Origin of the sequence: Endozoicomonas sp. YOMI1 (assembly GCF_024606345.1) — a bacterium.
Classification (GTDB): Bacteria; Pseudomonadota; Gammaproteobacteria; order Pseudomonadales; family Endozoicomonadaceae; genus Endozoicomonas.
Genome location: NZ_JAHHPM010000435.1, coordinates 23,094 through 41,016 on the forward strand (window position 1 = coordinate 23,094; position 17,923 = coordinate 41,016).

Here is a 17,923-nt window from a genome sequence, read left to right on the forward strand (position 1 = left end):
GGGTGTCGCAATCTTTGCTGGAACAGAATCTGCTGCATAAGGAGAATACGGCGGAGGTGCTGGTGGCTCATAATAAGGAGTGTATGGAGGTGGCTGAACAGACTGGGAACCTAAAAAGGAAGAGACTGGTGGTTGTTGGATCGACGCAGGCGTTTGAGCATCTGATAGTGTTGCAGTACAACTTTTACTATGATGGTAAAAATACCCAATCAAACCCACGCCAAGCACAACAGCAACGGCACCTGCAACAACAATCGCAGCAAAGGGACTGGCAAAATAAGAGACAGCCAGACCCGCAAGCCCCCCTAAGGCTAACACGGCTATACCCGCTACCGCCCGAACGGTTCGGGACTGTGTCCAATGCTTCGTCTGACCAACGTTATTTTCATTATTTGGCTGGCTATGATGGTAACCAGCCGCTACTGATGCCCCAACAGAGTTCATTATTTGTGCCTGTCTGAATAAATAGTTAATCATTTGACTACTATTTGGCTCTATAGTTCAAAAAGAGCCGGTTCAGATAAAAGCAAAAATCACGAATACCGTACGAAAATAGAGCGATAAGAGCTGTTAAGAAAAGAAGCGACTGGTGTTAAATCGCCCCCACCACTTCATTAAGGCGTTATCCAGGGCTGACTCAGCTGCTAAACCCAGTTTGTCGGCAACACCTTTCTTCATCACATACTCAACCTGTACCAGAACAGCCTCATCGACCCTCCGGTAGATATACTCATCACTGGTGCTGATCTCATCAATAAGCTTGAGCGTCAGGGCTTTCTGACCATACCAGATTTCACCCGTCGAGACCTGATTAATATCAACAACTTCCCGCTCGCTCTTTACAAAATCCTTGAACAGTAGGTGTGTATCTTCCATATCCTGGATAAATTTCTGACGTCCTTTTTCAGTATTTTGCCCAAGAACCGTCAAAGTGCGCTTGAACTCACCGGCAGTGTGTAACTCAATATCGACATCATGCTTTTTCAAAAGACGGTGAACATTGGGCAACTGCGCCATTACGCCAATAGAGCCCAGCACCGCAAAAGGTGCTGCGACAATATGATTGGCTACACAAGCCATCATATAGCCACCACTGGCAGCAACTTTATCGACGGTGACCGTCAACTTAACCCCTTTATCACGGATTCGCTTCAGTTGGGATGCAGCTAAACCATAGGAATGAACCAGACCACCACCACTTTCCAGCCGGATAACCACTTCGTCTCGCTCTTTATCAGCCAGAGAAAGAACTGCCGTAATCTCTTCCCTCAGAGATTTGACCGCTGAAGCTTTAATATCGCCATGAAAATTCAGGATGAAAACTCTTGGTTTTCCCTTTTCCTCACACTCTTCATTTTTTCTGGCTTTATTCTCTAGTTTCGCCTTCTCTTTCTGCTTTTTGGCTTCTTTTTTCAGCTCAGCCTTATCCAGCAATGCATGCTTCAAATCCGCCTGAAGGTGCTCATAGTGTTCATTAAGGTGAGTAATCTCAAGGTGTCCCTTATGCATTTTTCTGGCTTTTTGGCCAATTGTTGTCAACAGAGCCACTAAAACCACCACACCGCCAATCAGGGTGACAGTTTTGGCCAGAAACAAAATAAAGTCTGCCAGATACTCCAAAGGGACCTCCTTAAAAAGGCTTGTAAGTTTCAATATCAAAATTGCCTATATGATAACTGATTTATCATTGCTGGGGACTATAAAAAGTGATGGGCACAGGAAAATGTTACCGCCAGGCATTCATACAAGCGTTTGAATTTCATTGACACATTCGGCCAATGCTCATAACATTCGCTTTGTTTAATCAGAAATGCTTAATGTTTAGAAGAAGGATTAAGAGACTATGAGCACTCCTGCCGAAATCATTGAGTCCATGAAAACCCGCTTTGATTCAGATGCAGCTGCGGGCATTGATGAGATTTTCCAGTTTGATATTGAAGATGCTGACACCTATCATCTGATCATTAAAGATGGGAGCCTGGATATCGTTGCTGGTGCTCATGACGATCCAAGCGTAACACTGATTATGGACAGTGAAACCATGGCTGGCGTAATGTCCGGAGAAATTGATGGCATGCAGGCATTTATGATGGGTAAGTTGCGTGCTGAAGGAAATATGATGCTGGCTACCAAGCTTGGTGCCCTCTTCCCCAATTAATAGACGACTATTTATTGAATAATTGCTTCAAGCCAAATCATCCTAAAAAGCCAGTCCTGGATAGTTTCAGAGCTGGCTCTTTTATATTCATGAGTTTTCATAGTTGTGAAAGGTCTCTAATTATGATGTTACAAGCAAATAAATATGATTGGATAATATCATATAAAAATATCCACCAGCTTTCTGGCTATGGTAAATCCCGGTGGCAGGTCTGGTGGATTATCTCGCTGAAACCATCCGCCAAAGCAGAGTTCCTTTTCTTCGAGAACAAGTTCACCACTTTTGTATTCCCCATGAAACCCCATCATCAATGAATGGGGAAAAGGCCAGCTCTGACTGAAACAGTAATGGAGTTTACCCAATGTGAGGCCTGTTTCCTCCAGTACCTCACGATGCACAGCCCCTTCAGCACTTTCTCCGGGCTCAACAAAACCCGCCACCAGCGTATGCATGGTTGATTCTTTACCATGGCGATGATGTCGAACCAGGAGCATTTCATCTCCCCGCGTCACCAGAACAATGACACAGGGAGAAATCCTGGGGTAAGCATGGTGCCCACATTGAGCGCAAGCCATTGCCCATTCTCCGACTTTTTCCTGCATCTGATGACCACAACAGCCACAAAAGGCCTGTTCTCTCCGTGAAGTCAGGATTTGCAGGCCATGACTAAGGAAACTATAAATCGTAGAGTCTGACTCAGACAGTAAGGCCCTGATACTTATAGTACTACCTGTTTTAGTGGTAAGACTTGAGAGTTCAACAATCCCTACTACCATGCCATGAAGATAGCCGGTGACTATCACCTCTTGTTTGATTGCCAGTTGAAACTTATCGAGACTGTACCAGAGAAAATTTTCTCCGGTGCTTTCGTCATTCAAAACAACCTGCCCTTCAAACATTACCAGCCAGCACTGGCCCCTCAGTTCAGGTTGCAGGCCTTGCAAAGGCGAATAGTTGACATCAAATACATCGGTAAGATCATGATCCAGCGGCAAAGCAGCCTCCTAATGGTTAGCAAGCCACAGGCAGTTGCCCGACTGTTTTTGAATCTGTTCCAGCTTATTTTGATGATTTTGCAACTCAATATCACTGACAGAGATGACTCGAATTGCAGGTCTGCCAGCAGCCAGTCGCCGGATAGTACTACCGCCCTCTTCCGAATCACCAGCGCTATCAGCATCACTGCTTCCCAGGGAAAGTGCCGTCTGCCCCCCGGTCATGGCAAGGTAGACTTCCGCCAGAATCTCAGAATCTAACAACGCGCCATGCAGGGTCCGGGAAGAGTTATCAATGAAGTACCGCTTACATAAAGCATCCAGGTTATTTTTCTGGCCTGGATGTTTTTTCCTGGCAAGTGCCAGAGTATCAAGTACACCACAACAACCTTCTACATTGGGGAAACCCCGGCGTAACAGGGAAAACTCGTGGTTGATAAAACCAACATCAAACGCTGCATTATGAATAACCAGCTCTGCTCCGCGAATAAATTCGAGAAATTCATCTGCAATGGCACTGAAAACCGGCTTATCTGCCAGAAACTCATTGGTAATACCGTGAACTTCAATGGCTTCCTGCTCTACCACCCGCTGCGGGTTGATATAGACATGGTAATGGTTGCCGGTGAGCTTCCGCTCAATCATCTCCACACAGCCTATTTCAATGACTCTGTGCCCTTGCTTAGGGTCAATACCGGTGGTTTCTGTATCAAGAATTATCTGTCGCATAGTTAACTGTTCTCAAATATTGGCTACTTTTTGAAAGCTTCCGCGCCCTTACAGGCCAGCTGGTCAGCAATTTCATTTTCCCGATGACCGGCATGACCTTTAATCCATCGCCAGTCGATATCGTGTCGTTGACTCTGTTGATCCAGCAGTTGCCAGAGATCCTGATTCTTGACTGGCTTACCGGTCGATGTTTTCCAGTTTTTCCGTTTCCACCCGGTCATCCATTCGGTGATTCCTTTACGGACATACTGGGAGTCGGTAGTAAGAATAATTGAACAGGGCCGTTTCAGAGCCTTGAGCCCTTCTATCGCAGCCATAAGTTCCATCCGGTTATTGGTGGTTTCAGGCTCACCGCCAAAAAGCTCTTTCTCTACAGTGCCGTATCGAAGTAACACACCCCAGCCACCAGGCCCGGGGTTTCCTTTACAGGCACCATCGGTAAAAATTTCAACTGTCTGACTCAAAAGAACTCCAGTCTTTGTTTATTTTCACGGAACTGGTTCTACCAGCACTGGGGCGGGTCAATGGCTGACCGACAAAACCCCTGCGCACATCGGACCACACCTTTCTTACTGGTGTTAGCCCGCGGGTTTCGCGGGTGGCAATCATCATGTAAAAGCCACCGACCGGTAGCTGAAGTTGTTCCAGCCTTTCTTCGATCAGATCACCACGCAACCCGGTAAAGAAACGTTTCAGCGGTTGTACATAGCCACCATATACGATTCGCTCCACACTGAAATTGAGCAGAGCAAGCCAGTCTTTCAACCTTGACGGCGAAATAAAATGCGCATCCCTGAGAAGACGACGCTGGATTGGTACACACCACCGGGCAATATTGGTCATACTGTAGGGGTTGAAGCCAATAATAATCAGCTTGCCATCGGGTATAATGGTATTCGCCGCCTCACTGAGCAAACGATGCGGACTGTCCACAATTTCCAGTGTGTGTTGCAACAGAACAAGATCAAGGCTTCCCGGTGAAACTGGCCAGTAATGTGGATCAGCCATCACCTGTGGTCTCGGGCAATCGGCAAGATAGCTGGAACCGAGGATAAACTGTCTTCTTACCGGGCTGCTGAACATCAGATCCTGATGCCAGGATGCAGAGTATTGCCCCGCATGGAAACCAAAGATGGTACCTAACTCTCGTTCCAGCAGGCTTTTTTCATAGTCAACCAGTAACCGTCCTGAGTCGGTATCCAGCCAGCGGCGCAAGCCTCCAATGCGGTCAGAGAAACTGCTTTTGGTCCTTTTCCGAAATCGTCGAATCATGCAAATTATTGTACCAATAAACAGTCAATACTTGTTTCACACCTGAACTGGTCTCAGACACTTTTCATCATCAGGCCTCTTCATGTTAACCTCCTTATGATTGAGTTTATACAGAAAATATTATTCTATGATATCAGCGGATGTCGGCTATAACATCATCACCCGGACAACCTCATAGCCCATTGCAGGCTCAAAGCTAATCTTCCCTGTGCAGCCGCATCAATGACGGTCACAGGGGTGACAGAAAGGACATTCAAGCCGATGTTAATTATATCTCCGATACCCGCATTTAATGACAACTACATCTGGATGTTTCATTCGCCGGATAGCCGGGATGTTTTCGTGGTTGATCCCGGTGATGCCAGGCCAGTTGAACAGGTACTGAACCATCATGGACTCAATCTGGCGGGCATTCTCATTACCCACCACCACTTTGATCATACTGGCGGAGTCGCTGAACTGACCAGCAACAGAAATATTCCGGTTTACGGTCCTGATAACCCGAGCATTAAGGGAATCACTCGCCCTTTGCGTGATAATGATAGGGTTGAGCTCCGCGCCTGCCAGTTTAAAGTTCTGGCCACTCCTGGTCACACACTGGACCATATTGCCTACTTCACCGATTCCGGCGACGAAGAAAATCCAGCGCTTTTTTGTGGAGACACTCTATTTATTGGTGGTTGCGGCCGATTATTTGAAGGGACGGCAGAACAGATGTACCGCAGTCTGTCCCGTCTGGCTTCACTTCCTGGCAATACACGGATTTACTGTGCCCATGAATACACTCAGGCAAATCTGACATTTGCCCGGGCAGTGGAGCCAAATAACCAGAAGCTACAGGAACAAGTTATGCTAGTTGCTGAGTTACGCTCTGAAAACCGGCCTACCGTGCCCTCAACCCTGAGAAAGGAATTGGACACAAATCCGTTCCTGAGATCAGACCAGCCGGAAGTCATTCAAGCCGCCTCTGACAGGGATCCGTCCTCAAGTGCCAGCCCCGTTGACGTTCTAAGGGTAATTCGAGCATGGAAGGATAATTTTTGATAGTAGTAAAATAATGAACTGATAATACTCAGAACCCAATATATGACCAAAACCCCCGACTTAACAGGCCAGCGATTTATTTTTGGCTCACCCCGACGAACTCTGCCAACGCTGGCCTTTTCGCTGTTTCTGACTGGTTGTCAGCTGATGAGTACCTCTCCCTCATCTTCGGCATCAACTGTCAAGAAAGAAACAAAGCCTTTTGTTGAAAAGCCTTCTGTGGAAAAAGTGGAGGTAAAAACACCGGAGAAGATAACGCCCGTAAAAAAAGAACCGGTGGTAATCGACGACCTGTGGATTCGCATTCGGTCAGGCCTAGCAATGGGTCTTGACCAAAATAACCCTCGTATTCAGGCGGAACTGAACTGGTATAAACGTCATAAGTCTTATTTCAGCCAAATTTCCAAACGTTCAGAGCCCTACCTCTATTTCATTGTCAAAGAAGCTGAAGCGAGAAATGTTCCCCTGGAACTGGCACTGATGCCCATTGTAGAGAGTAGCTTCGATCCTTTCGCCTACTCTCATGCAGGTGCTTCAGGGCTTTGGCAGTTTATGCCGACAACGGGTAAACACTACGGCCTCGATCAGAACTGGTGGTATGACGGTCGCAGGGATGTTGTACATTCTACCCGTGCAGCACTGGACTATATGCAAAGCCTGTACAATCGGTTTGGTGACTGGGAACTGGCATTGGCAGCATTTAACTCTGGCCCCGGCCGGGTACAACGGGCTGTTCGAAAGAACAAAAAACTCGGTAAATCTACCCGTTTCTGGGCACTGGATCTTCCCAGTGAAACCACTGCCTATGTGCCAAAACTGATTGCCCTTGGAAAAGTGGTTCGAAATCCATCCAAACATGGCGTCCAGTTGAACAAAATCCCCAATAAGCCCTATTTCGCCAAGGTAGATACCAGTGGTCAGCTGGATATGGCCAAGGCAGCCAAACTGTCAGGGGTCGAACTGGAAGAACTCTATCGGCTGAATCCCGGGCTGAACCGCTGGTCAACGCCACCCGAGGGCCCTCACCACTTGGTAGTACCAGTCACTCATGCTGAACATTTCCGAACTCAACTGGCAAGCCTGCCGCCGGAAAAACGGGTAAAATGGGATCGCCACACAGTAACTTCCGGTGACACCCTGAGTACCATTGCCATGAAATACCGGACCAGTGTCAATGTCATTACTGAGGCCAATAAACTCAGCAGCACCATTATTCGTATTGGTCAGGGCTTGATGATCCCGGTAGCCGCGAAAACGGCAGAAAGTTACACTCTCAGTGCCAGCCAACGCCAGGCAGCAAAACAAGATCTTTCTGTGAATGGCCGTTACAAAGTTGAGTATCTGGTAAAGTCTGGCGACAGCTTCTGGACGATTGCCCAAAAGTACGATGTTGGTGTTAACGAGCTGGCTCGTTGGAACAATATGTCTCCCAAAGATACTCTGCGAATTAATCAGAAGCTGGTGGTCTGGAAGAAACAGGGTTCACAAAATGCTGTTGTAAGAAAGGTACAGTACAAAGTTCGTTCCGGTGACTCCCTGGCCAAAATTGCCTCACAGTTTAATGTAAATGTCGCCCAAATCAGGGATTGGAATAGCGATATGAGTGGCAAATTCATTCACCCCGGCCAACAGGTCACATTATTTGTCAATGTAACCCGCAGCTTCTAACTCCCCCCCGCCTTCCCGGCAGATGCTATCCTGATAGCTTTTCTGCGGGAAGGTCCTGACCTTTGATCATACCTCCCAAAAATAAGTATTGTTATTTTCCTGCAGTTTTTTCTGCAACAATCTGTATGCACAGGATGACCATAACCCGGCAACACGCCCTGACCTATAAGGATTTAGTTTTAACACCTGATCGGCTGAACAAAACAACAGGGAAAGTCGATAAGTCTTTAACAACAGACATTGAGATTACGGCTATGGGATTTACCGTCTTCAGATTAACAACACCGCTGATCATCTGTGCCTTGCTGAACAGTATCAGTCCATTGCTATCTGCTGCAGAAGAGACAGAAGGCCAGAACATCAGGTTAAGGCACGCCATCAGTCTTTATGGTGAGCCCAGATATGCTGAGAGCTTCACGCATTTTAACTATGTTAATCCCGGTGCACCAAAAGGTGGTGAGCTGAAACAGGGCGTTACTGGTCATTTTGACAGCCTTGTCCCCTATATTGATCGTGGCACATCAGCGGCTGGCAGCCATATGATGTATGACACGCTACTGGCCAGATCCTGGGATGAACCCCTGACCAAATATGGCCTGATTGCCGAGCGGATTGAACTTGCTCCTGATAATACCTGGGCAGCCTTTTACATAAACCCTGCGGCCAGATTCCATGATGGTCAACCGGTCACCGCTGATGATGTTAAGTTCAGCTTCGACCTGCTCCGGGAAAAAGGCTCAACGTTTTATAAGCAGTTCTATCAAGATGTCGAGAAGGTAGAAGTCACCAGCAACCACAGAGTGCTTTTTGTTTTCAGGCACAGCAATAACCGGGAACTGCCATTAATTCTGGGGCAAATGCCAATTCTTCCCAAACACTATTGGGCAGAACGTGACTTCTCTTCTCCCGGTATGGAGATTCCTGTCAGCAGTGGCCCCTACAAACCTGTGAAAATAGAGCCAGGACGGTCAATAACGTTTGCCAGGGTCGAAAACTACTGGGGTAAAGATCTGCCCGTTAACCGGGGAAGGCACAATTTTGATCGCATTCATTACGAGTATTATCGAAACAGCCATGCCCTTTTGGAAGCACTGCAGAAAGGAGAATACGATCTAAAGACCGTCAGCGACCCTCGCGTCTGGCATGACCAGATACGGGATGAATCACTGACAAAAAACCAATTGATTCGCACATCTTTAAGCAATCATAACCCCCAGACTTTAACCATCACCTACAACTCAAGAAGAGCATTTCTATCGGATCCGGGGGTCAGAGAAGCGCTGGGATACGCCATCGAATTTGACTGGATCAATCGACACTTATTCCATGGTATGTACCATAGGGCAGACAGCGTTTTTGCCGGGACGGAACTGGGGGCTTCGGGAAAACCCTTAGAACAGGAAAAAGAGCTGCTCTCAGCATGGAAAAATGAAATTCCGGAACAAGCATTGGATCAGGCATGGATTCCACCGGGGGATCAGCCGGGGATGACTCGCCGGGACCGCAAAAGAAAAGCGCTGTCACTGTTAAAGCAGAGCGGCTGGACCATCAACAATAACCAGTTGGTGAACCACAACGGCAAACCGCTGGAGCTTGAAATCCTGTTATCTTCTTCTGAAGATGAACGGATCTTTATTCCAGTACAAAAGGCACTGGAAAGCATGGGGGTCAGGCTTAATATAAGAACCGTAGACGCTGCCCAATATGTGGAAAGAGTCAGAAACCAGGACTTTGATATGGTTCTGTACACCTTTCCCCACACGCCCTCACCCGGTACAGAACAGGCCAGCTTATGGGGTTCAAGTACCGTTGACCAGCACGGCTCCAGAAATATTGCGGGTATCAAGCTTAAATCCATTGATAGCCTGATTGAAAAAATACCCCGGGCGAACTCCCGGGAGGAACTGCTAACGCTGATCAAATCAATGGATAGAATCATTCTCTGGAATCACTATGTACTGCCACTCTGGTACCAGCCCCACTGGCTGGTAGTCCATAAGAAGCAGCTGAAGTACCCGGAAAATCCTGCTCCCTATGCACTGGACTTGAGTACCTGGTGGTACCAGGAAACGGATAAGTGAGGCTAATTGAAAGGAACCCGCTACATGACTGACTATTTGAAAAATGGATTTCTTTTCATCAGTCTGATTTACTCTGTGTATGCTTCCACAAACCCTGAAGATAGAAATTCGACGATAGCTCATGGCCTGAGCTTTCATAACTCGCTGCAATATCCAGAGAATTTTACCCACTTTGGCTATGCCAACCCCAATGCTCCCAAAGGCGGTATCCTGAGAAAAGGCGTTTCCGGCAGTTTTGATACTTTTAATACTTTTGCCCCAAAAGGCATCTGGGCAGATGGCAGCTACTTTCTTTATGACCCGTTGATGGTCAGGGCCGGTGATGAGCCCTATTCAGTTTATGGCCTGATAGCCCGGCAAATAGAGTATCCGGATGATTTTCAGTGGGTCATATACCACCTGAATCCCAATGCCCGATTTCATGATGGACACGCCATCACCTCAGAAGATGTTGTCTATACCTTCCAATCACTGAGGAAACGAGGTCCACCTCACTACAGGCACCTCTATGGGATCATTGATAATGTTGAGGCAATATCTCCATCGTCCGTTCGTTTCAGTTTTTCTGAGCCACCAGCCAAAAGTCTGATTCTTCGACTCTCTCAACTCAGGGTGCTGCCAGCGCACTACTGGCAACAGCCAGAGCATGATCTGTTCAAGGCGACACTGAAGCCCCCACTGTCCAGTGGACCTTACCGGGTAAAAGACTTCAGCCCCGGACGCTTTGTCACCTATGAACGTGTTCCTGATTATTGGGCTGCTGACCTGGCAGTAAACAAAGGTCGACATAATTTTGATCTCATCAGAACCGACTACTACCGGGATGATGGCATTGCCCTTGAGGCTTTTAAAAAAGGAGAGTACGACCTCCGCATTGATGCCAACCCCCGAAGCTGGTCCCAAGCGTATAAACCAACGAAGGCAGGTAAGGCGACTTTCATTCAGGAAAAAATACATAACAAAAGTCTGGGCATGCGAGCGTTTGTATTCAATCTGAGAAAACCGGTTTTTCAGAGCCGAAAGGTCAGAAAAGCCATATCACAGGCGCTTGATTTCAACTGGATGAATCAACACCTTTTTTTTGGGATGTACTATCAGGCCTATAGCCTTTTCTCTAACTCAGACCTTGCCGCTGATGAGCCACCTTCTCACAAAGAGAAAGCGTTACTGGCTCCCTGGCAGGATGAGCTTCCTGATGAGCTGTTTACTGCCCGCTGGGAGCCGGTTCAGACAGACGGTTCAGGCAACTGGCGAAAAAACAAGACACGGGCCTTCCAATGGCTGAAAGAAGCGGGTTATAGCTATAAAAATAAAACTCTTGTTGATCAACATGATCAACCACTGAAGTTTGAAATTCTGCTGACTGATCCCGAACATGAGCGCTTTGTTATTCCATTTGTCCGTAATCTCAATGAACTGGGTATTGCCGCCAGTATCAATACCGTAGACGCCTCGCAGTACATTAATCGTATCCGCAAGTTTGATTTTGATATGATCATTCACGGCTTTTACCCTGGCAATACCCCAGGTACTGAGTTGAAAAATTTCTGGAGCAGCGCCAGCGCTGACAGTGACGCCGGACAAAACCTTTCCGGCATTAAGCTCAAGTCGCTGGACCGTATGATTGATAAAGCCATCATGGCAACAACCCGTGAAGAGCTGGTTCTATACACCCGAGCCATTGACCGGATTGTACTCTGGCACTACGCGGTCATTCCTCAATGGTATCTGCCCTATTGGCCGATGGTTTACTCGCCAGGATTGCAACACCCTGAACTTGCCCCGCCTTTTGACAATGGCTTGAGTACCTGGTGGCGGGAATATTGATATGAGTCCAGCGCAGACATGCTGACAAAGCATTACTGCTACTTAACAACCATCCATGGTTCAGTCTATATTAGAACGATTACTTATATACAAGACTGCGCAGAGATTTTTAAACACTAACGGTTGCTTATGATGGTCATGAATTCTGGTTATCTTACAATTGCAGCGCTGACCCTTGGGATTACTCTCTCTTACCCAAGCTTGTCATCAGCCATCACCTCTGAAAATACAACCGGGTCAGAGCACGATGTCATCGCTAAAACGTCACTGGTGCTGCACGGAGAAGCGAAATACGGCAGCAAACCCTTTACGCACTTTGATTATGTCAATCCGGATGCCCCCAAAGGCGGCAGTATTCGTATGGCAGCCAGTGGTACCTTTGACAGTCTCAACCCGTATACCAACAAAGGAACCCCCGTTACCGGTATCGGGCTTATTTATGACACATTGATGACCCAGAGCCGTGATGAGCCTTTCTCCCTCTATCCACTCATAGCCGAGTCCGCAGAAAAAGCCCCTGATAACAGCAGCATTACCTTTAACCTGAACACCGACGCCCGTTTCCATGATGGTCAACGGATCACTGCTGACGATGTGAAATACACCTTTGAACTGCTGACCCGTCAGGGACACCCTTTCTATCGCAGTTACTATTCCGATGTGGCCACTGTCACCGTTCTTGCTGATCGTCGGGTCAAATTCACATTCAAACATAACAATAACCCTGAACTGCCTTTTATTCTGTCAGAGTTGCCTGTGCTCCCTAAACATCACTGGGAACTGGATGAAAATGATTTTTCCTCCGCCTCACTGCAAATACCACTTGGCAGTGGCCCCTATCAGGTTAAGAGTGTTGATAGCGGCCGGAGTATTGCCTATCAGCGGGTCAAGGATTACTGGGCCAAAGATTTACCCGTTAACAGGGGCCGATATAATTTTGATGAGATCAGCTACGACTACTACCGGGACGAGCATGTTGCCCTTCAGGCACTAAAAGCTGGTGAATATGACCTGCGCTATGAAAATATTGCCAAAAACTGGGCCACGGCCTATGACGTGCCCGCGGTTCACAACGGCGAACTGATTCTGGCCACCATCCCTACCCGAAACCCTGCGCCTATCCAGGGCTTTGCTTTTAACCTGCGACGGGACTTCCTGCAGGATCCCCTGGTTCGACAAGCCATGGGCTATGCCATGGATTTCGAATGGCTGAATCGCAACCTGTTCCATGACAGTTACATCCGTTCAAAGAGCTATTTTGGTAATTCCGGCATGGAAGCGACCGGCATTCCTGAAGGAGATGAACTGAAACTCCTTGAACCCTGGCGCCATCAATTACCGGCAGAACTCTTTACCAGGCCCTATAGCGTTCCGGTAACCGATGGTTCCGGCAATATCCGACCGCAACTGCAAAAAGCACTGACACTACTGAAAAAAGCAGGCTGGAGCCTTGAGAACAACAAGCTGGTGGATAAAAATGGTCAACCCCTGGAGGTTGAGTTACTGCTCGCTCAACCCTCACTTGAGCGGGTGGCGCTGCCCTTCAGGAAAAATCTTGAGCAAATGGGTATTGAACTGAATATCCGCTCCGTTGATATCTCCCAATACATCAACCGTATTCGTGATTTTGACTATGACATGATCGTCGCCGGCTATGGTCAATCGGCCTCTCCGGGTAATGAACAGACGGGGTTCTGGGGAAGTAAAGCGGCAGACACCAAAGGGAGCCGTAACTACATGGGGATCAAAGATCCGGTAGTGGATGCCATGATTGACCATGTGATTGATGCCAGCAGCAGAGAGGAGCTTACTACCGCAGTAAAAGCACTGGACCGGGTGCTGCTGTGGGGAGAATATATGATTCCCCAGTGGTACTACCCTTATGACCGAATCGCTCACTCCAACCGATTAATCAGGCCAGAATCAGAACCTTTGTACAGCACCGACATTTACACCTGGTGGATCGACAGTCAACCGGATGCAACAACTAAGTCATCCCGGAACAATGGCAGTGCCAAAGAACCAGCCGGTAACACTGAAAACGTCAGTTCGTGGTTATACTCAGGACTGATATTGTTGGGCCTTATTCTTATCTGGATTTATCGCCGCAGAAAGAACCGTTAACAGGAAGTCTCCATGAGCAGCTACATTTTGCGACGACTTGCCCTGATGATCCCAACCCTGTTCGGGATTATGCTGGTTAACTTTGTCATCATTCAGGCAGCCCCCGGCGGCCCGGTGGAGCAGATGATTGCCAAACTTGAGGGCTTCGAAGTCAATGCCATCAGCCGAATCGGAGGCTCCGGTAATGCCGAAATTCAGCAGATAAGCCTGGATGAGAGTGGTGAATACCGCGGACGCCGCGGTCTTGATCCGGAACTGATCAAAGATATCGAGCAACTGTATGGCTTTGATAAGCCAGCCCATGAGCGGTTTCTGCAGATGATCAAAAACTACCTTACCTTTGATTTTGGCGACTCGTTTTTCCGCGATGCCAAAGTGGTAGACCTGATTAAAGAGAAACTGCCGGTTTCTATTTCACTGGGCCTCTGGAGCACCCTGATTATCTACCTGATCTCCATTCCACTGGGTATTCGCAAGGCATTGAAGCACGGCAGCCGTTTCGATATCTGGTCAAGCGCGGTCATCACCACGGGTTATGCGATTCCGAGCTTTCTTCTGGCCATTTTGTTAATCGTGCTGTTTGCCGGAGGCAGTTACTGGAATGTTTTCCCTCTGAGGGGGCTGGTATCAGACAACTTCGACGAATTAAGTCTGATGGGTCAGATCCGGGACTATATCTGGCATATGATACTGCCCATCATCTGTATGGTCATCAGTGGCTTTGCCACACTGACCATGCTGACCAAAAACTCATTTCTGGATGAAATCCATAAACAGTATGTGCAAACCGCAAGGGCCAAAGGGCTGGATGACCGTAAAGTCCTGTATGGCCATATCTTCCGTAATGCCATGCTGCTGGTGATTTCCGGCTTCCCTGCGGCGTTAATTGGCATCCTGTTTACCAGCTCATTGCTGATTGAAATCATTTTTTCTCTGGATGGGCTTGGTCTGCTTGGCTATGAAGCGGCCATCAACCGGGATTATCCCGTGGTTTTTGGCTCTCTTTATATCTTTACCCTGCTGGGTATGCTGATCAAACTCCTCGGCGATCTTACCTATGTCGCCGTTGACCCCCGTATTGATTTCGAAGCCAGGGACTGACGTGGAATGACAAGGTTCAAACTTAATCCGCTCAACCAGCGCCGCTGGCAGAATTTCAAGCAGAATCGTCGGGGTTATATTTCGCTCTGGATATTCAGCATTCTCTTCGTCATAACACTTTTGGCAGAGGTGGTTGCTAACGATAAACCCCTGCTGCTCTGGTACGATGGCAGCCCCTATTTCCCCACCTTTGTTACCTATCCGGAAACCACCTTTGGCGGTGAGTTTGAACTGGAGATGGACTACCGACAGGAATTCGCCAGAGAGCTGATCGAGCCCAAAGGATGGATGCTCTGGCCGCCCATTCGCTACAGTTACGACACCATCAATTACGCCCGTATTGCGCCCGCCCACCCTTCCCTTGAAAACTGGCTGGGTACGGATGACCAGGGACGTGATGTGCTGGCACGGGTGATTTACGGCTTCCGCATTTCGGTACTTTTTGGTTTGGCACTGACCTTCTTCAGTACCATCATCGGTGTCGCGGTTGGCGCTCTGCAGGGCTTTTACGGTGGCAAAATCGATTTATTCGGACAGCGGTTTATTGAGATCTGGTCAGGCATGCCCAATCTCTACCTGTTGATCATCCTTGCCAGTTTTGTTGAGCCGGGTTTCTGGTGGCTGCTGGGTATCATGCTGTTGTTCCAGTGGATGGCACTGGTTGATGTGGTGCGTGCCGAGTTCCTCCGGGGCAGAAACCTGGAGTATGTTCGGGCCGCCAGGGCCCTGGGGATGACCAATGGGCGCCTGATGTTCCGCCATATTTTACCCAATGCCATGATTGCTACAGTCACTTTTATGCCATTTATTCTGACAGGAGCCATTACTACCCTGACCTCTCTTGATTTCCTGGGTTTCGGCCTGCCTGCTGGCTCCCCTTCCCTTGGTGAGTTGATTGCCCAGGGCAAAAACAACCTTCAGGCCCCCTGGCTGGGTATTACCGCATTTCTGGTCATGTCCATTATGCTGACGTTACTGGTGTTTATTGGTGAAGCGTGCCGGGATGCGTTGGATCCGAGAAAATACTATTAAAGAGCTACGACTGGAGAACCGAACATTTATGGATAATCCATTATTGGCCATTAACAATCTCAGGATTTGTTTTCAACAGGGTGAGAACAGTGTTGATGCCGTTAAAGGTGTGTCGTTCTCTGTCAATGCCGGAGAAACCGTTGGCCTGGTTGGAGAGTCCGGATCCGGCAAGTCCATTACTGCCCTGAGCATCCTGCAACTTCTGCCAGAAAATGCCCATTGTTCTGGCGAAATAGCTTTTGCCGATGAGGCCCTGCTGGATTTTTCCAAATCACAAATGCGCAAAATTCGTGGGCACAAGATCAGTATGATCTTTCAGGAGCCGATGACGGCTCTCAATCCGCTGCATACCATTGAAAAACAGATAGGCGAAGTATTGGCTATACACCTTGGCCTGCAAAACACAGAAGCAACGGCAAAGGCACTGGAACTGCTGGAACTGGTGGGTATCCGTGATGCCAGAAATCGTTTAAAGGCCTATCCCCATGAGCTGTCCGGTGGACAGCGACAACGGGCAATGATTGCCATGGCCCTCGCCTGTGAACCAACACTGCTGATCGCCGATGAGCCAACAACCGCTCTGGATGTAACCGTTCAACGACAAATTCTCAGTCTGCTGGCAGACCTTCAGCAGAAACTGGGTATGGCCATTCTGTTTATCAGTCATGACCTTAACCTGATACGCCATGTTTCGGATCGAATCTGCGTGATGAAAGACGGTGTGATTGTTGAGCAGGGAGTCACGGAATCCGTGTTCACAGCGCCCCAACACCCCTACACCATCGACCTGCTCAATGCCGAACCTGCCGGAGAACCTGAACCACTGAACCAACAACCCTCCCCCCTGATCACTGGCGAAAAAATCAAAGTCTGGTTCCCCATCAAAAAAGGCTTTTTCAAGAAAACCGTGGGCTATGTGAAGGCGGTCACTGATTTATCGCTCACCATTCACCAGGGCGAAACACTGGGCATTGTTGGTGAGTCCGGTTCCGGTAAAACAACCCTGGGCATGGCACTGTTGAAGCTGCAGACATCAGAAGGCCTGATAACGTTTGAACAGACACGTATCGACACTATGAACCAGGACCAGTTCCGGCCACTGCGACGGGAAATGCAGATCGTGTTTCAGGATCCGTTTGGCAGTCTCAGCCCACGCATGACGGTTGCTGATATTGTTGGTGAAGGTCTTGATATTCATAAACTGGCCACTGAAGCAAATCGTGATGAACAGATCATAGTTGCATTGGATGATGTTGGCCTTGACCCAGAGTGTCGCCACCGTTACCCCCATGAGTTTTCCGGTGGCCAGCGCCAGCGTATCGCCATTGCCAGGGCTCTGGTGCTGAAACCCAGACTGATGGTGCTGGACGAGCCAACGTCGGCCCTGGACAGAACCGTCCAATCACAGATCATCGATTTATTGCGCAACCTGCAGGAAAAATACCACCTCAGTTACATTTTTATCAGCCATGACCTTGCGGTGGTTAAAGCCATGAGTCATCGAATTATCGTGATGCAGGGGGGAGAGATTGTCGAACAGGGAAATACCCAACAGATTTTTAATCAACCTGTAGAAGCCTATACGCGAGAATTAATCAGTGCTGCTTTTGAATCACGGAAACAGAGTGCTGCTCCCCATAGTTCCCGGTATCCATAGGAAACCACAACCAGACACAGATGTCTGAAGGTAAAACAATGAGGTTTTCATATGAATGTCACCTGCGGTGTTGGATGTGTAATATGTCAGGATTCACAAAAATGCAGGCCCTTCAAACTAACATGCGGACATGCTTTTGGTAGATCATGCATGCGTAAATGGATAGAAAGTACTGGCCAGAAGAACTGCCTGTTATGTAGAAAACAATTATTTGATGACGAAGTAAAACAGATAA

16 protein-coding genes are annotated in these 17,923 nt (G+C 48.1%); 11 read left to right on the forward strand and 5 right to left on the reverse strand.

From position 1 onward, the window contains the following. Positions 1-2: 2 nt before the first annotated feature. Complete coding sequence (locus KDK15_RS15385; protein ID WP_257296270.1) at positions 3-461, forward strand: hypothetical protein; 459 nt, start codon at positions 3-5, stop codon at positions 459-461. 109 nt (positions 462-570) lie between these two features. Here the strand turns inward: KDK15_RS15385 and sohB are convergent, their stop codons facing one another. Continuing rightward, on the reverse strand, positions 571-1,620 hold the full coding sequence (gene sohB, locus KDK15_RS15390) for a protease SohB (protein ID WP_257296271.1): 1,050 nt from the start codon (positions 1,618-1,620) through the stop codon (positions 571-573). Between the two features lie 223 nt (positions 1,621-1,843). Here sohB and KDK15_RS15395 point away from each other — a divergent pair, with 223 nt between their 5' ends. Continuing rightward, complete coding sequence (locus tag KDK15_RS15395; protein WP_257296272.1) at positions 1,844-2,158, forward strand: SCP2 sterol-binding domain-containing protein; 315 nt, start codon at positions 1,844-1,846, stop codon at positions 2,156-2,158. Between the two features lie 158 nt (positions 2,159-2,316). Here KDK15_RS15395 and nudC read toward each other — a convergent pair whose 3' ends face one another. The 4 genes from nudC to KDK15_RS15415 are packed head-to-tail and all read right to left on the reverse strand — an operon-like array spanning position 2,317 to position 5,154. Then, on the reverse strand, positions 2,317-3,153 hold the full coding sequence (nudC, locus tag KDK15_RS15400; protein ID WP_257296273.1) for an NAD(+) diphosphatase: 837 nt from the start codon (positions 3,151-3,153) through the stop codon (positions 2,317-2,319). A gap of 9 nt (positions 3,154-3,162) precedes the next feature. Then, entirely contained in the window at positions 3,163-3,882 is a 720-nt protein-coding gene (gene dnaQ / locus KDK15_RS15405) for a DNA polymerase III subunit epsilon (protein WP_257296274.1), read from the reverse strand. A 23-nt stretch (positions 3,883-3,905) separates the two neighbouring features. Further along, entirely contained in the window at positions 3,906-4,346 is a 441-nt protein-coding gene (rnhA, locus tag KDK15_RS15410) for a ribonuclease HI (RefSeq protein ID WP_257296275.1), read from the reverse strand. Beyond that, positions 4,330-5,154, reverse strand: a complete 825-nt coding sequence (locus KDK15_RS15415) for a class I SAM-dependent methyltransferase (protein ID WP_257296276.1) — start codon at positions 5,152-5,154, stop codon at positions 4,330-4,332. Before KDK15_RS15415 ends, rnhA begins: the two co-directional genes overlap by 17 nt. 261 nt (positions 5,155-5,415) lie before the next feature. Here KDK15_RS15415 and gloB point away from each other — a divergent pair, with 261 nt between their 5' ends. The 9 genes from gloB to KDK15_RS21550 all read left to right on the forward strand — a co-directional run. Continuing rightward, positions 5,416-6,198, forward strand: coding sequence for a hydroxyacylglutathione hydrolase (gene gloB / locus KDK15_RS15420; protein ID WP_257296277.1), 783 nt, complete (start codon positions 5,416-5,418; stop codon positions 6,196-6,198). Between the two features lie 42 nt (positions 6,199-6,240). Next, positions 6,241-7,866, forward strand: coding sequence for a LysM peptidoglycan-binding domain-containing protein (locus tag KDK15_RS15425; protein ID WP_257296278.1), 1,626 nt, complete (start codon positions 6,241-6,243; stop codon positions 7,864-7,866). Between the two features lie 125 nt (positions 7,867-7,991). Continuing rightward, positions 7,992-9,947, forward strand: coding sequence for an extracellular solute-binding protein (locus tag KDK15_RS15430; protein ID WP_257296279.1), 1,956 nt, complete (start codon positions 7,992-7,994; stop codon positions 9,945-9,947). 24 nt (positions 9,948-9,971) lie between these two features. Next, positions 9,972-11,774 (forward strand): extracellular solute-binding protein, encoded by a 1,803-nt coding sequence (locus KDK15_RS15435; RefSeq protein WP_257296280.1) that lies wholly within the window; start codon positions 9,972-9,974, stop codon positions 11,772-11,774. Positions 11,775-11,912: 138 nt separating this feature from the next. After that, positions 11,913-13,898, forward strand: a complete 1,986-nt coding sequence (locus KDK15_RS15440) for an extracellular solute-binding protein (protein WP_257296281.1) — start codon at positions 11,913-11,915, stop codon at positions 13,896-13,898. Positions 13,899-13,910: 12 nt separating this feature from the next. Continuing rightward, positions 13,911-14,999, forward strand: a complete 1,089-nt coding sequence (locus tag KDK15_RS15445) for a microcin C ABC transporter permease YejB (RefSeq protein WP_257296282.1) — start codon at positions 13,911-13,913, stop codon at positions 14,997-14,999. Positions 15,000-15,005: 6 nt separating this feature from the next. After that, a complete protein-coding gene (locus tag KDK15_RS15450) occupies positions 15,006-16,031 on the forward strand; it encodes an ABC transporter permease (protein WP_257296283.1) in 1,026 nt (341 codons plus the stop codon). A 28-nt stretch (positions 16,032-16,059) separates the two neighbouring features. Continuing rightward, positions 16,060-17,688, forward strand: a complete 1,629-nt coding sequence (locus KDK15_RS15455) for an ABC transporter ATP-binding protein (protein WP_257296284.1) — start codon at positions 16,060-16,062, stop codon at positions 17,686-17,688. A gap of 51 nt (positions 17,689-17,739) precedes the next feature. Then, a partial coding sequence (locus KDK15_RS21550; RefSeq protein WP_373691380.1) for an RING finger domain-containing protein occupies positions 17,740-17,923 on the forward strand: 184 nt, incomplete at its 3' end.

What these genes read in the sequence shown, in the direction of transcription:
- KDK15_RS15395 (WP_257296272.1), top strand. Translation starts at nt 1,844, where the DNA reads ATGAGCACTCCTGCCGAAATCATTGAGTCCATGAAAACCCGCTTTGAT.
- dnaQ (WP_257296274.1), bottom strand. Translation starts at nt 3,882, where the DNA reads ATGCGACAGATAATTCTTGATACAGAAACCACCGGTATTGACCCTAAG.
- KDK15_RS15415 (WP_257296276.1), bottom strand. Translation starts at nt 5,154, where the DNA reads ATGATTCGACGATTTCGGAAAAGGACCAAAAGCAGTTTCTCTGACCGC.
- gloB (WP_257296277.1), top strand. Translation starts at nt 5,416, where the DNA reads ATGTTAATTATATCTCCGATACCCGCATTTAATGACAACTACATCTGG.
- KDK15_RS15425 (WP_257296278.1), top strand. Translation starts at nt 6,241, where the DNA reads ATGACCAAAACCCCCGACTTAACAGGCCAGCGATTTATTTTTGGCTCA.
- KDK15_RS15430 (WP_257296279.1), top strand. Translation starts at nt 7,992, where the DNA reads ATGCACAGGATGACCATAACCCGGCAACACGCCCTGACCTATAAGGAT.
- KDK15_RS15435 (WP_257296280.1), top strand. Translation starts at nt 9,972, where the DNA reads ATGACTGACTATTTGAAAAATGGATTTCTTTTCATCAGTCTGATTTAC.
- KDK15_RS15440 (WP_257296281.1), top strand. Translation starts at nt 11,913, where the DNA reads ATGAATTCTGGTTATCTTACAATTGCAGCGCTGACCCTTGGGATTACT.
- KDK15_RS15445 (WP_257296282.1), top strand. Translation starts at nt 13,911, where the DNA reads ATGAGCAGCTACATTTTGCGACGACTTGCCCTGATGATCCCAACCCTG.
- KDK15_RS15450 (WP_257296283.1), top strand. Translation starts at nt 15,006, where the DNA reads ATGACAAGGTTCAAACTTAATCCGCTCAACCAGCGCCGCTGGCAGAAT.
- KDK15_RS15455 (WP_257296284.1), top strand. Translation starts at nt 16,060, where the DNA reads ATGGATAATCCATTATTGGCCATTAACAATCTCAGGATTTGTTTTCAA.